Raw genomic sequence first — 13,169 nt, forward strand, 5'->3', positions numbered from 1 at the left:
AAGATGATTTCGGGGGGAGGGGCATGCGCGGACGTCCGTCCGCGCATGCAGTGTGAGTGGCGATCAGGCCGCGTCGACCAGCACGAGCTCGGCATCCTCGAGCGCGGTGATCTTCAGCGTGGCTTCATCGCGGATCGCGGCGCCGTCGCGCGCATTGACGCGCACGCCGTTGACCTCGATGCTGCCGGCCGCCGGCACCAGATAGAGGTGACGGGCCTTGTCGGCGGCGTATTCCGCGCTCTCGCCGGCCTTCAGCGTGGTGGCGAGCACCCGCGCATCGGCGCGGATCGGCAGCGCGTCGTCGTCGCCGTCGATGCCGGAGGCGATGGTGACGAGCTTGCCCGAGCGGTCCGCCTTCGGGAATGGCTTCGAGCCCCAGGTTGGGTGACCGCCCTTCGTCGTCGGCTCGATCCAGATCTGGAAGATCTTGGTCTTGGACGGCTCCAGATTGTACTCCGAGTGGCGGATGCCGCTGCCGGCGCTCATCACCTGCACGTCGCCGGCCTCAGTGCGTCCCTTGTTGCCGAGCGAGTCCTGGTGCGTGATCGCGCCTTCGCGAACATAGGTGATGATCTCCATGTTGGCGTGCGGATGCGCCGGGAAGCCGGAGTTCGGCGCGATCTCGTCGTCGTTCCACACGCGCAGCGCTCCGTGGCTGACATTGGCGGGATCGTAGTAGCTCGCGAACGAGAAGTGGTGCTTGGCCTTGAGCCAGCCGTGGTCGGCGCCGCCAAGCTCTGCGAATGGTCTGAGTTCGATCATGTGGTGCTCCGTTTGATAGGTTGGTTTCGATCTCGTTGACCCTTGGATATGCCTCCGGCTGTGGTATAGAAATAGAAACTATTGAAACTCATTGTTTCCAAATTGAGCGATCGGGACAGCTACCATGTCGAAACTGCCGGACTTCGAGGCGCTCGCGATCTTCGCAAAAGTCGTGGAATTACGGTCGTTTGCCGCGGCCGCGACCGAGCTCTCGCTGTCCAAGGCGACCGTCTCGAAGGCGGTCAGTCGGCTGGAAGAGCGACTCGGCGCGCGGCTGTTCAATCGCACCTCGCGGCGGCTGGCGCTGACCGATGCCGGCCAGAAATTATCGGAGCGCGCCACGCGGCTGCTGGCCGATGGCGAGGCGGCCGAGAACGAGGCGCTGGCGCAATCGACCACGCCGCGCGGCCTGGTGCGGCTCGCCGTGCCGATGAGCTTCGGCATCAAGACCGTGGCGCCGCTGCTGCCGGAATTCATGGAGGCCTATCCGGAGGTCGCGATCGATCTGCATCTGAGCGACGCGACCGTCGATCTGATCGGCGAAGGCTTTGATGCCGGCCTGCGCATCGCGCGGCTGCCGGATTCCTCGCTGATCGCGCGGCGGCTGTGCGGCATGCCGCGCTACACGGTGGCTGCGCCGTCCTATCTGAAGCGCCACGGCCGGCCGACCCATCCGATGCATCTCGCCGAGCACAAATGCTTCGGCTACGCCTATCTCTCGACCCAGGGCGTCTGGCACTACACCAACGCGTCGGGGGAGCAGGCGAGCGTGCGTCCCGCCGGCCAGTTGCGCGTCAACAACGGCGAGGCGGTGATGCCCGCGCTGCTCGCCGGCCTGGGCATCGCCGATCTGCCCGACTTCATCGTCGGCGACGCGATCGCACGCGGTGAGGTCGAGGTGATCCTGAAAGGCTGGAAGCAGCCCGAAGGCGCCGTGCATCTCGTCACGCCGCCCGGCGGCCCGCGGCCCGCTCGCGTCGAGGTGCTGGCGGATTTCCTCGCCAGCCATTTCGCCAAGGGCCGCGCCCAGCGGAAATAGAGGGCCGCGCCCAGCGGAAATAGAGGGCCGCGCCCAGCGGAAATAGAGGGCCGCGCTCAACGGAAATAGGAGACACCTCGCACGCAGGCTGAAGGCCGCGTGACCCGTCACATTCGTGTCATCCCTTTTAAATTGTATAAGTTGTGTGAACTAACCCATGATCGTGGTCTGCCGCGATCGTCTATTTCTGTGTCCTGAACCTGTTGCCGCCAAGCGCATTTTCGGAGGAACCAGATGATTGATCTGACCAAGCACGATTTCACGTCATTGTCGGTGAAGGATCTGCTCGATGCCCGCGAGGCCTATCACGTGCATCTGGCCCATCTGCAATCGGTCTACGCTACGGCGATCGGCCGCTATCTGATCCGGGATACCGACCGCAACGCGACCGAACGGCGGCACCATTCCAAGCCGCAGGCGCTCGGACCGCGGACGCTGTTCAATTCGTCGGTCAAGGACTGGTCGTGGCCCTGCATCCTCGTCTTCGTGCGGGACTGGATGAAGCGCTCCGAGCTGAAGAACCATCCGGAGAAGCAGGACCAGCTGGTGCCTCCGTTCCTGTATCTGCCGGATGGGCGCGTCGTGCCCACCTGCGTCGTCAAGGTCGATCCGAATGAGGAAAGCCCCGGCGTCGTCGATCCGCCGGTGTTCAAGAGCGATCTGGTCGGCGGCGGCTTTCCGGTCCAGACCATGATCCAGGGCAAGATCCATCGCGGCTCGATCGGCTGTCTCGTCACCAATGGCGAGACCGTGTTTGCACTCTCCAACCGCCACGTGGTCGGCGCAGCCGGACGCGAGATCTTCGCGGGCTTCAAGAACACGGAGCGTCGTCTCGGCGTCAGCGATGCGCTGCAACTCGGCAAGCGCGCCTTCAGCGACGTCTATCCCGGCTGGCCCGGCGCGCGCGTGGTGGCCAATCTCGATGCCGGATTGATCCGCGTCGACGACGTCAAGGGCTGGACTGCGCAGGTCTACGGCGTCGGCCAGGTCGGCGACGTCGTCGATCTCAATGTCGGCACCTTCCGCCTCGAGATCATCGACCAGCCGCTGATCGCCTTCGGCGCGACCAGCGGATTGATGAAGGGCAAGATCATCGGCCTGTTCTATCGCTACAAGACCGTCGGTGGCATGGAGTATGTCAGCGATTTCGTGATCGGTCCGCGCGACGGCGACACGCCGCTCAACAACTATCCCGGCGATTCCGGCACGGTCTGGTTTCTCGACGATCCGGACGCGAAGAAGAACGCCGGCGGCGCCCGCATCCTCAGTCCCCTGGCACTGGAATGGGGCGGCCAGGAATTGTTCGGATCAGGCGGCAAGATTCCGATGCAGGTCGCGCTCGGCATCTGCATGGCGACGCTGTGCCGCGAGCTCGACGTTGAGCTGATCGGCGACTGGAACGCCGGCCACACCGAGTACTGGGGTGAATGGGGGCACGTCAAGATCGGCGCCTACGCGACCGGCCTGATCGATGCGAAGCTGCCCAAGCTCTCGGCCATGATGGACGCCAATTCCGACAATATCGGCCTCGACGACAAGCTGCTCCAAGACCTCAAGCCATATCAGCGCGGCGCATTCGCGCCCCTGGCGGACGTCGCCGATGTGGTCTGGCGCTTCACCCGGCACACCGACGAGAGCAACCATTTCGCCGACATGGACAAGCCGGGCAAGGACGGCAAGACGCTGCTGGATCTGTGCGCCGAGTCCACGCGCAACGTCGATCCAAAAGTCTGGAACGACTACTACGAAGGGATCGGCGAGGACCGCCGCGGCGCGTTGCCGTTCCGGGTCTGGCAGATCTTCGACGAGATGGTCGAATATGCCGCCGCCAACAAGAAGCTGGAATTCGTCTGCGCCGCCGGCATCGTCGCGCATTATATCGGCGATGCCTGCCAGCCGCTGCACATCTCGCAATTCCACCATGGCCTCGATCTGAACGACAAGGCGCACGCCAAGGTGCACAGCGTGTACGAGACCACGATGATCGGCCGCCACGGCAAGGATCTCATCAAGATGATCCCCGACGCCCGCACCAGCGACGTCGCGGAGATCGTTGCGGGCGGCACGCCGACCGGCCGCGACGCTGCGGTCGCCGTGGTCGCGCTGATGCAGCGAACCGTGAAGCGGCTGCCGCCGATGACGATCGTCAATCTGTTCAACTCCCATATGGGAAGCGGCCAGGTCGACGTGCTGTGGTCGAAGCTGAAGGATGCCACGGCGGCCTGCATGCAGGACGGTGCCAAGACCCTGGCCCGGGTCTGGGAGGCGGCCTGGCGCGCCGGCGCCGGTGAGGATCGCGGGCAGGGCAGCAAGTTCGATCAGGGCAGTTTGAGCAAGCTCTACAACGATCCGAGCTTCCTGCCGGCATATCAGCTCCAGCAGCTCACGCTCGATGCGGACGATCACATCGTTCCGATCGGGGGAAGCGGTGCACGTCGCCGGAGTGCGTCGACGGCACGGCGCGCGCGCCCGCAAGCAGCGAAGAAGGCGGCGAAGAAAGCGGCCAAGAGTTCGGCCAGGAAGGCGGTCAAGAAGGCCGTGGCGCGCAAGCGTCCGGCTGCGGCCGCCCCGGTCCGCCGCGCAGCCGCCAGCAAGAAGACCGCAACCAAGCGCGGCGCGGCGAAGAAGCGCTCGTTTGGAAGGACGCGCAAGGCGGCGCGTCGGCGCTAAGGCGCGATGAGACTAGGTCGACCGCGACGGCGCTGCGGAAGGCGCCGGAGATGATCAGGGCCTTGGACACCGCGGGCGTCCGGTCGCTTATCCGGACGCACCGGAGTTTTCAAAATTTGTTGCAGACGACAGCGCGCGCTTGATCGGCGCCGTGAAGAAGATCGGCGAAGTCGAATAAGGAACTCGGTTTCATTCGCCTTCACATTTAGTTGTCTGTGCGAACGATCCTTGGCCGCATTCATTTGCCATTTTTGAAGCAAGTCGTCGCGCGGAACCCGCGTGCGCAGATGAAATCGAACTCATTGAATAAAGGCACGGGCATGCAGACGGAGCGGATTGTCCTGAGCTTAGCGATCGCGATCGGCGGCCTTGGCGCTGCCGCGCCTGCGTTGTCGCAGGAGTATCGCGGCACCTGGGAACAGCAGATGGCGTGCACGCCCGACGTGATGCGGCTGTGCAGCGATCAAATTCCCGACACCAACCGGATCGTCGCCTGCCTGCGGCAGAATACGGCACTGCTTGGCAGTTCCTGCCGTGCGGTGTTCGAGTCGAATGCGCAACAACAGGCGCAAACCCAGGGACGCGTACCTCAGCCGCAGATGCAACAGCGGCCGCACGCGCCGCCGCAGATGCGGCCGACGCCGGTTGCGCCGCCGCGGCCCGATGATGATGAGGATTAGAGCGTTTTCAGGCGAAGTGGATGCCGGCTCGCCTGAAGAAAACGCGTCAGAACAAGAATCCTACGGACTGACTTCTACCTGAGACCTGACTTCGCAGACGTCGACCCATTCGGCTGCGGTCAGTTCGGCCATCCTGTCGGGCGTGATGCGCACCGCGCTATGGGTCGAGCCCGCGGCCGGCACCACGATATCGAATGCCTTCAACGACACATCGCAATACACCGGCAGCGGTGTCTTCAGCCCGAACGGGCAGACGCCGCCGACCTCGTGACCGGTGATGTCGGCAACCTCGTCGAGGCCGAGCATCTTCGGCTTGCCGCCGAACGCCGTCTTCACCTTCTTGTTGTCCATCCGCGACGTCCCGGCAGCGACGATCAGCACCACGCGATCGCCGACCCGCAGGCTCAGCGTCTTGGCGATCCGCGCCGGCTCGACGCCATAGGCCTCCGCCGCCAGCGCGACGGTCGCAGAGCTCACAGCGGATTCGATCACGGAGATTTCGGGCGCCTTCTCGGCGAAGAAGGCGCGGACGGACTCGAGACTCATGACGTTCAGGACCTTGCAGACACCAGGGCAGGAAGTTCGGAGAGGCCGTGGATCCGGTGATCGGGCACCACGCCGAGCTCGTCCATCTGGGTACGCAGGGCCTTGAACATCGTCAATGGGGCGACCGTCTCGCTCTCGACGCAGGCCAGCGCCATCGCTTCCGGCGTCACCCGTTCGATCCAGGCGACATTCAGTCCAAACGCCTTGGCGCCGCAGGCGTCCCACGGATTGGAGGAGATGAACAGGACCTCCGCGGGCGGCACGTTCAGCGCCTCCTCGATCAGCGTGTAGGCCTCGGGCGCCGGCTTGAACACCTTGTGGGCGTCGACGCTGACGGTCGCATCGAGCAGGCGGTCGAGGCCGGAATTGCGCACCAGCGCGTTCAGCATGTCAGGGCTGCCGTTGGAAAGGATCGCGAGCTTCTTGTCCTTCATCGCCTCGAGCGCAGCGACGGCATCCGGATACAGCGCAAGATGCTGATACTTGTCGATGATGCGCGCAAAGGTCGCTTCGTCATATTGCAGGCCGAGGCAACGCAGCGTGTAGGCGAGGGAATCGCGGGTCGCTGTGGCGAAATCCTGATAGCGCCGCATCAGCGTGCGCAGCCAGGAATATTCGAGCTGCTTGATGCGCCAGACCTGGGTGATGATGTCGCCATAGCCGGGGAACGCATCCTCGGTGATTTCAGCCACCGACTGGACGTCGTAGAGCGTGCCATAGGCGTCGAAGACGATCGCTTTGATGCTCATTGAGTTTTCTCTTGCCCGCCAATGGTCGCATACAGGAATTTCCTGAGAGCGTCGATGGACTGATCGCGGACCTGCTCGTTGAATTCGAGGTGATGACCGAGCAGCCGCCCCGGTATGCGATATTGCGGCTCGTCAAAATCGTGATGGGCGCCGGGATAGACGATCAGCTCGATCGGATAGCCAAGGCCCTGCTGCCGGGAGATGCCGTCATCGTCGCGGCCTTCCGCCAGGTTCCGGCACTCTTTCGCGGGCGTCCAGTCGTCGAGTTCGCCGACCATGATCAGGGTCGGCACGGTCATGTTGCCCTTGATGCCGAGGCAGCGCGGATAGAAGGCGACGGCGGCGCGGAATTTTTCCGTTGCGTTGACCTCGATCGCGCCGCGCTCGACCGAGAGCAATGCGAGCCATCCGCCTTGCGAAAAGCCGATCACGGCAATGCGTGTTGGATCGACCAGGGATTGCCGGCTCAGGAAGCTCAGCGCGCGGTAGGCGTCGTGAACTGTTGTGGCCGGGGCATCGCCAGTGCAGGTGTTGCTGATGCCGCGCGGACCGAACCGGTCCACGGTGAGCGTGACATAGCCCCAGGCCGCGAGCCGTTTGCCCCAACGCTCATCGAGTTCCCGCCACTGCCCGCTGCAGCCGTGCAGCAACACCACGGCGGGCAGGAGGCCCGGTCGCTCCGGCCGGCGCAACAGGCCCTGCAACGGTTGCGCGTTGTTGAGCGGGCTTTCGAACTCGACCAGCACGGAAGGTGCTTCGGCCGCTGCCGCAACCCTGCCGCCCGCGCTCCCGACCAGGAGCACGGCGAGGAGGATGGCAAGTCCGGCCCGGTTGTTCATCGGCCGCCCCGCAAGCGTGCGGCCGATGATACTCCCTTAAACCATGATGCGCTTCCACGGAATCGCATCATGATCTCATCTCCTTATTTGAGCATGATCTCCGCGCAAACGCGTTCCGCGTTTGTCGCGAGGGAAAACCGCTTCGCGTTTTTCCGGATCATGCTCTAAATCCCCAAAATCTTGCGCGCGTTGGCCTTCAGGACCTTGGGGCGGATCTCCTCGCGGATGTCGAGTTTTGCGAAGTCGGCGAGCCAGCGGTCCGGCGTGATGACAGGCCAGTCCGAGCCGAACAGCATCTTGTCCTGCAGGATCGAGTTGATATAGCGCACCAGGATCGGCGGGAAATATTTCGGCGACCAGCCCGACAGGTCGATATAGACGTTCGGCTTGTGGGTCGCGACCGACAGCGCCTCTTCCTGCCAGGGGAAGGAGGGATGGGCGAGGATGATCTTGAGGTCGGGAAAATCGGCCGCGACGTCGTCCATGTACATCGGGTTGGAGTATTTCAGCCGCATCCCCATGCCGCCCGGCATGCCCGAGCCGACGCCGGTCTGGCCGGTGTGGAACAGCGCGATCGCGCCGCCCTCGTTGATCGCCTCATAGAGCGGATAGGCCATGCGGTCGTTGGCGTAGAAGCCCTGCATGGTCGGATGGAATTTGAAGCCGCGGACCCCGTACTCCTCGATCAGCTTGCGCGCCTCGCGGACGCCGAGCTTGCCCTTGTGCGGGTCGATCGAGACGAACGGGATCAACACGTCGAGATGGTCAGAGGCGATCTCCAGCATCTCCTCATTCTTGTAGCGGCGGAAACCGGTCTCGCGTTCGGCGTCGACCGGGAAGATCACCGCGGCGATGTTCTTGGCGCGGTAATAGGCCGCGGTCTCCGGCACGGTCGGCGGATGCTTGTGCGGCGACTTGAAATAGTCGGCCATCTGCGCCTGGAAATCGTCGTAGCCATCGTCGCCATGCATGCCGCACGGCTCCTCGGCATGGGTGTGGATGTCGATCGCTGTGACCTTTTCGATGTCGGGCAGTTTGAGCTTGGGCATTCGGCTTCCCCGGCGGCGTGTTTGTTGGTGATGGAAAATAATTATAGGATATAACAATTTTCGCAAGCCGTCTGAGTTGATCGAAGGTGGTGGCGTGAGAGCCCGGTTCGGCCGCGAAGTCGTCCTTGGGTGGGCGCCCGCCCGGCGCGCGAGCACGATTCGCCGGTCATCAAGCCCACCGTCAGGGCGCGGCAGCTCGACCGGGCCTTGGCGCGGATATCGTGGCGGTCGGCGTTTCCGATGTGATCTCAATGGCGTGGCGGGGTGCTCGACACCGGTTCCATGCTGCGATATGGCCGAAAATCGGCCCATCTCGGTTGACATTTAACGGTCCGATGGCTTAGAACCCGGCCGTCCCGCGCGGTAGGCCGCTTGTCGGGATAATCCCATTTCGCCAACTATTGGCTTTTGCCGACGATTGGCATTGATCAGGTACGGCCTCCAACACGGGCCTTTCGAAGTAACAGGATTGTCCCATGAAGGTCCGTAACTCGCTGAAGTCGCTGCGCGGCCGCCATCGCAACAACCGTCTGGTCCGCCGCAAGGGCCGCGTCTACGTGATCAACAAGGTCCAGCGCCGCTTCAAGGCGCGCCAGGGTTGATCCAGCGCGGATCGGCTGATTGCGCCGATCCCAACACATCGCTTTCACAGGTCTTTGACGCCGTGCTGCTTTGCAGCGCGGCTTTGTGCGTCTAGACTTCCGGTCATGGGATTCAACTTCCTTGGGCCTACCCACCGCCGGCTGGCGATCGTGATCGCAGCACTTCTGGCCATGCCTGTCGCGGCCGCCGCGCAGGACGATCCGCGGGTGATTCCGCCGCCGAAGGCCCAGAAGAAACTGCCGGAAGCCCCGACCAAGCTGCCGCAGGTTCCGGCCGACCGTACCCGCGGGCTGGATTTCCTGTTCGGCGCGCTGAAGGCCGCGCCCGATGAGGACAGCGCCCGCCACGTCGAGGCGCGGATCTGGGCGCTGTGGCTGCAAACCCCGAGCGACACCGCGGCACTGCTGATGGTGCGCGCCAAGGCTGCGCTGGATGCCCAGAATATCGATGTGGCGCTGAAGCTTCTGGACGCGGTGATCAAGCTGCGGCCCGACTATGTCGAGGCTTGGAACCGGCGCGCGACGATCTACTATCTCAAGAACGACTATGTCCGTTCGCTGGGAGACCTGCAGCAGGTCTTGACCCGCGAGCCCCGGCATTTCGGCGCGCTGGCCGGTGTCGGCATGATCATGCAGGACATGGGCGACGACAAGCGCGCGCTGGACGCCTTCCGCAAGGCGCTGGCGGTCGATCCCTACCTCGAGAAGGTGCCGCAGATCGTCAAGCAGCTGACCGAGAAGGTCGAAGGCCGCGACATCTGATTGCCTTCAATTGATTGCGTGCGATTGATCGCGATCGCGGGCCGATGGCCGCGAATGGGCACATTGCTCGCGGGCTTGATGCTTGCTCGCGATATGGCCCGGCGCAGGAGGGCAGGCTAGTGCAGGAACTTGCCGCGTGACGCGCAGTCCTCGGCCACGGCAGCATAGAATTGCTGAAGCTCCGCCTCCAGGTGCTCATTGACGAGCAACAGTGCCTTCAGGGCGCCGCGCAGGTCGCCATTGCAGCTCGCCACGATCTGATCGATGGCCGCATCGCTAGGGTCGGAAATCATGGTACTCCTCCGATTACTTCCCGTTGAACTCGTCGTGCGGACGCTGGTTCCTGTGGATTCAGTGCACAAGCCAAGAGGCATCCCGGGTGCGTCCCGGTTTCGATGAAGCCTCGCCCCTGATGGCGAAATTGCCACCGGCAATCTATGGAATTACTAATGACGGTGGGATGAACCCGCTATCCACAGGCTGGGGGCATTGTGGACAACTCCGCGCCCCGGCGCGAGCCGGAAATCGACAATTGGCTTTCCGAACAAGAGCATGTCCGGGCAGGGGGCAAATCGACGCGAAACCAGGCTTGAGCTTCGTCGTAATTTTCACGTGTCCAAGACACTTCAAATACCCAAGACCTTTCGGACCCCTCGATGTTGACCGCAATCATTGCGCTGGCGGCCGCCGGGCTGGCGCTGGCCCTGGCGACGCAAATCGGCGTCATCCTCATTCAGGGGGCCCTTCCGCCTCGGGGCCGCATGGTCGATGTGGCCGGCGGGCGGCTGCATGTGGTCGAGCTCGGCCCGCGCGATGCAGCGGGGCCGCCGATCGTGATGCTGCATGGCGCAAGCTCCAACCTGCGCGCGATGCGGCCGCTCGCCGACCGCATTGCGAAAACACGCCGGGTGATCTTGATCGACCGGCCGGGCCATGGCTGGAGCACGCGCGCGCGTGTCGCGGATTCGACGCCGGCGACCCAGGGCCGGATGATCGTGGAGGCACTGTCCAGGCTGGGCATCGACCAAGCGATCGTGGCGGCGCATTCCTGGGCCGGCGCGCTCGCGTTGCGCATCGCGCTGGATCATCCGGACCGCGTCGCGGGCCTCGTGCTGCTCGCCCCCGTCGCCTATCCCTGGCGCGGCGGTGCCGGCCGCTACAATGATCTGATCTCGACGCCTTTGATCGGGCCGTTGCTGGCGCACACGATCACCTTGCCGCTCGGTTATCTCGTCACGACATCAGGCGTGCGCGGCGTGTTCGCGCCGCAGCCGATGCCGGACGATTTCGTCCGCGACAGCGAGACGTTGCTCCTGCTGCGTCCGCACGAGTTCATCGCCAATGCGCGCGACCTCGTCACGCTGAAGGCCGCCGTGGTCGAGCAGGCGCCGCGCTATGCGGAGATCAAGGCGCCGGTCACGATCATTGCGGGCGACGTCGACAAGACGGTCTCGACCGGCATTCATTCGCGGCCGCTTGCAGCAACGGCGCCGAACGCCAAGCTCATCGTGCTGCCCGGTGTCGGCCACATGGTGCAATATGCCGCGCCCGATCTTGTGGTGTCCGAGATCGAGGCGACGGCTGACCGGTTGGTCCAATCGGCAGCAACAGCGGACAAGATTGCGCCCGCGAATCTGTGATCCGGTGAGGCTTGCGCAGTCGCATCCTGCCGAACATCATGCGGCTGCGCGGCCCGATAGATCTCACCCAAAGGACAAGCCTCATGCGGATCGACAACATCGCCGACCTCATCGCTGAAACCCTTGCCCAGGCCGGCGTGAAGCGCATCTACGGTGTCGTCGGCGACAGTCTCAACGGCTTGACCGAGGCGTTGCGCAAACGCGGCACGATCGACTGGCTGCACGTGCGCCATGAGGAGGTCGCGGCCTTCGCCGCCGCCGCCGAATCCCAGATCACGGGCGACCTTGCGGTATGCGCGGGCTCCTGCGGCCCGGGTAATCTGCATCTCATCAACGGCCTGTTCGACGCGCATCGCAGCCGCACGCCGGTGCTGGCGATCGCGGCCCAGATCCCCTCCGCTGAAATCGGCGGCGGCTATTTCCAGGAGACCCATCCGCAGGACCTGTTCCGCGAATGCAGCCATTATTGCGAGCTGGTGTCGGATCCGGCGCAGCTGCCCTACATGCTCGAGAACGCGATCCGCGCCGCGGTAGGCAAGCGCGGCGTGGCGGTGTTGGTGCTGCCGGGCGACGTCGCGATGCGGCCGGCGCCGAAGCGCGACATTGCGCCGAACGCCGGCCTGCTGCCGCCGGTGCCGGTGGTGCGCCCGTCCGAGGCCGAATTGAACGCGCTCGCCGCTTTGCTGAATGGCGCGAAGCGCGTCACGCTGTTCTGCGGCCGCGGCTGCGCCGGCGCGCATGACGGCCTGCTCAAGCTCGCCGAGACGCTGAAGAGCCCGATCGTGCATGCGCTCGGCGGCAAGGAATATGTCGAGTACGACAATCCCTATGATGTCGGCATGACCGGCTTCATCGGCTTCTCCTCCGGCTATGCCGCGATGCACGGCTGCGACGTGCTGCTGATGCTGGGCACCGACTTTCCCTACAAGCAGTTCTTCCCGACCGGCATCAGCATCGCCCAGGTCGATCTCCGCCCGGAGAATCTCGGCCGCCGTTGCAAGCTCGATCTCGGCGTCGTCGGCGACATCGGCGAGACCATCGCCGCGCTGTTGCCGAAGCTCACGGTCAAGACCGAGCGCAAGTTTCTCGACGCCAGCCTCGCGCATTACAAGGACGCCCGCGCCGGCCTCGACGATCTCGCCCGCGGCAAGCCGGGGCAAAAGCCGATCCATCCGCAATATCTGGCGCGGCTGCTCAGCGAGCAGGCGACCGAGGATGCGGTGTTCACCGCCGACGTCGGCACGCCGACGATCTGGGCCGCGCGCTATCTGCAAATGAATGGCCGCCGCCGGCTGGTCGGCTCCTGGGTGCACGGCTCGATGGCCAACGCCATGGCGCATGCGATCGGCGCGCAGGCGGCGCAGCCGGGGCGTCAGGTGGTGTCGATGTCCGGCGACGGCGGCTTCGCGATGCTGATGGGCGATTTGATCACGCTGACGCAGGCGAAGCTGCCGGTGAAGGTCGTGATCTTCAACAACAGCGTGCTCGGCTTCGTCGCGCTGGAGATGAAAGCCGCCGGCTTCATCGAGACGGGCGTCGACCTGAAGAACCCGGATTTCGCGGCGATGGCCCGCGCCATGGGCATTCACGGCGTCAGGGTGGAGGATCCCGGCGAACTCGAGGGCGCGATCCGCGGCGTGCTCGCGCATGACGGCCCGGCGGTGCTCGACGTCGTGACCGCGACGCAGGAATTGTCGATGCCGCCAACCATCACGCTGGAGCAGGTGAAGGGCTTCAGCCTGTGGGTGCTGCGCGCCGTGATGAGCGGTCGCGGCGACGAGGTGGTCGATCTCGCCAAAACCAATCTGTTGCCGCGCTGATCGCGGCGGAC

At 64.4% G+C, this 13,169-nt stretch carries 13 protein-coding genes and 1 pseudogene; 8 read left to right on the forward strand and 6 right to left on the reverse strand.

The window, feature by feature from the left end; all coding sequences use genetic code 11:
• Positions 1 to 63: 63 nt before the first annotated feature.
• Positions 64 to 762 (reverse strand): pirin family protein, encoded by a 699-nt coding sequence (locus BraRD5C2_RS04320; protein ID WP_223967093.1) that lies wholly within the window; start codon positions 760 to 762, stop codon positions 64 to 66.
• A gap of 124 nt (positions 763 to 886) precedes the next feature.
• Between BraRD5C2_RS04320 and BraRD5C2_RS04325 the strand changes: the two genes are divergently transcribed.
• From BraRD5C2_RS04325 to BraRD5C2_RS04340, 4 genes and pseudogenes are all read left to right on the forward strand, one after another.
• Positions 887 to 1,801 carry a LysR family transcriptional regulator gene (locus tag BraRD5C2_RS04325; protein WP_223967095.1) on the forward strand — a complete coding sequence of 305 codons (915 nt, stop codon included), beginning with the start codon at positions 887 to 889 and terminating at the stop codon, positions 1,799 to 1,801.
• Positions 1,802 to 2,035: 234 nt separating this feature from the next.
• The gene (locus tag BraRD5C2_RS04330; RefSeq protein ID WP_223967097.1) at positions 2,036 to 4,471 is read left to right on the forward strand and encodes a Nal1-like putative serine protease; all 2,436 of its coding nucleotides are present in this window, start codon (positions 2,036 to 2,038) and stop codon (positions 4,469 to 4,471) included.
• A 74-nt stretch (positions 4,472 to 4,545) separates the two neighbouring features.
• Positions 4,546 to 4,649: pseudogene (locus tag BraRD5C2_RS04335) on the forward strand (tripartite tricarboxylate transporter substrate binding protein); the annotation flags it as partial.
• A 142-nt stretch (positions 4,650 to 4,791) separates the two neighbouring features.
• Positions 4,792 to 5,151 carry a hypothetical protein gene (locus BraRD5C2_RS04340; RefSeq protein ID WP_223967211.1) on the forward strand — a complete coding sequence of 120 codons (360 nt, stop codon included), beginning with the start codon at positions 4,792 to 4,794 and terminating at the stop codon, positions 5,149 to 5,151.
• Positions 5,152 to 5,211: 60 nt separating this feature from the next.
• Here BraRD5C2_RS04340 and BraRD5C2_RS04345 read toward each other — a convergent pair whose 3' ends face one another.
• From BraRD5C2_RS04345 to BraRD5C2_RS04360, 4 genes are all read right to left on the reverse strand, one after another.
• The gene (locus BraRD5C2_RS04345; protein ID WP_223967098.1) at positions 5,212 to 5,697 is read right to left on the reverse strand and encodes a YbaK/EbsC family protein; all 486 of its coding nucleotides are present in this window, start codon (positions 5,695 to 5,697) and stop codon (positions 5,212 to 5,214) included.
• A gap of 5 nt (positions 5,698 to 5,702) precedes the next feature.
• Entirely contained in the window at positions 5,703 to 6,446 is a 744-nt protein-coding gene (locus BraRD5C2_RS04350; RefSeq protein WP_223967099.1) for a haloacid dehalogenase type II, read from the reverse strand.
• On the reverse strand, positions 6,443 to 7,285 hold the full coding sequence (locus BraRD5C2_RS04355; protein ID WP_223967100.1) for a dienelactone hydrolase family protein: 843 nt from the start codon (positions 7,283 to 7,285) through the stop codon (positions 6,443 to 6,445). The genes BraRD5C2_RS04350 and BraRD5C2_RS04355 overlap by 4 nt, the downstream gene beginning before the upstream one ends.
• A gap of 164 nt (positions 7,286 to 7,449) precedes the next feature.
• On the reverse strand, positions 7,450 to 8,334 hold the full coding sequence (locus BraRD5C2_RS04360; protein WP_029079264.1) for an amidohydrolase family protein: 885 nt from the start codon (positions 8,332 to 8,334) through the stop codon (positions 7,450 to 7,452).
• Between the two features lie 476 nt (positions 8,335 to 8,810).
• Here BraRD5C2_RS04360 and ykgO point away from each other — a divergent pair, with 476 nt between their 5' ends.
• Positions 8,811 to 8,936, forward strand: a complete 126-nt coding sequence (gene ykgO, locus BraRD5C2_RS04365; RefSeq protein ID WP_002718645.1) for a type B 50S ribosomal protein L36 — start codon at positions 8,811 to 8,813, stop codon at positions 8,934 to 8,936.
• A 105-nt stretch (positions 8,937 to 9,041) separates the two neighbouring features.
• The gene (locus BraRD5C2_RS04370; protein ID WP_223967101.1) at positions 9,042 to 9,698 is read left to right on the forward strand and encodes a tetratricopeptide repeat protein; all 657 of its coding nucleotides are present in this window, start codon (positions 9,042 to 9,044) and stop codon (positions 9,696 to 9,698) included.
• A gap of 116 nt (positions 9,699 to 9,814) precedes the next feature.
• Here BraRD5C2_RS04370 and BraRD5C2_RS04375 read toward each other — a convergent pair whose 3' ends face one another.
• Positions 9,815 to 9,991, reverse strand: a complete 177-nt coding sequence (locus BraRD5C2_RS04375) for a hypothetical protein (RefSeq protein WP_165126306.1) — start codon at positions 9,989 to 9,991, stop codon at positions 9,815 to 9,817.
• A 363-nt stretch (positions 9,992 to 10,354) separates the two neighbouring features.
• On the opposite strand from BraRD5C2_RS04375, the gene BraRD5C2_RS04380 reads away from it, so the two are divergent.
• Together BraRD5C2_RS04380 and poxB are read left to right on the forward strand one after the other, a co-directional pair.
• Positions 10,355 to 11,338: an alpha/beta fold hydrolase gene (locus tag BraRD5C2_RS04380; protein WP_223967102.1), complete on the forward strand. Its 984-nt coding sequence runs from the start codon at positions 10,355 to 10,357 to the stop codon at positions 11,336 to 11,338.
• A gap of 83 nt (positions 11,339 to 11,421) precedes the next feature.
• On the forward strand, positions 11,422 to 13,158 hold the full coding sequence (gene poxB / locus BraRD5C2_RS04385) for a ubiquinone-dependent pyruvate dehydrogenase (protein WP_223967103.1): 1,737 nt from the start codon (positions 11,422 to 11,424) through the stop codon (positions 13,156 to 13,158).
• The last annotated feature ends 11 nt before the right edge of the window (positions 13,159 to 13,169 follow it).

This window comes from Bradyrhizobium sp. RD5-C2 (genome assembly GCF_019972155.1).
Classification (GTDB): Bacteria; Pseudomonadota; Alphaproteobacteria; order Rhizobiales; family Xanthobacteraceae; genus Bradyrhizobium.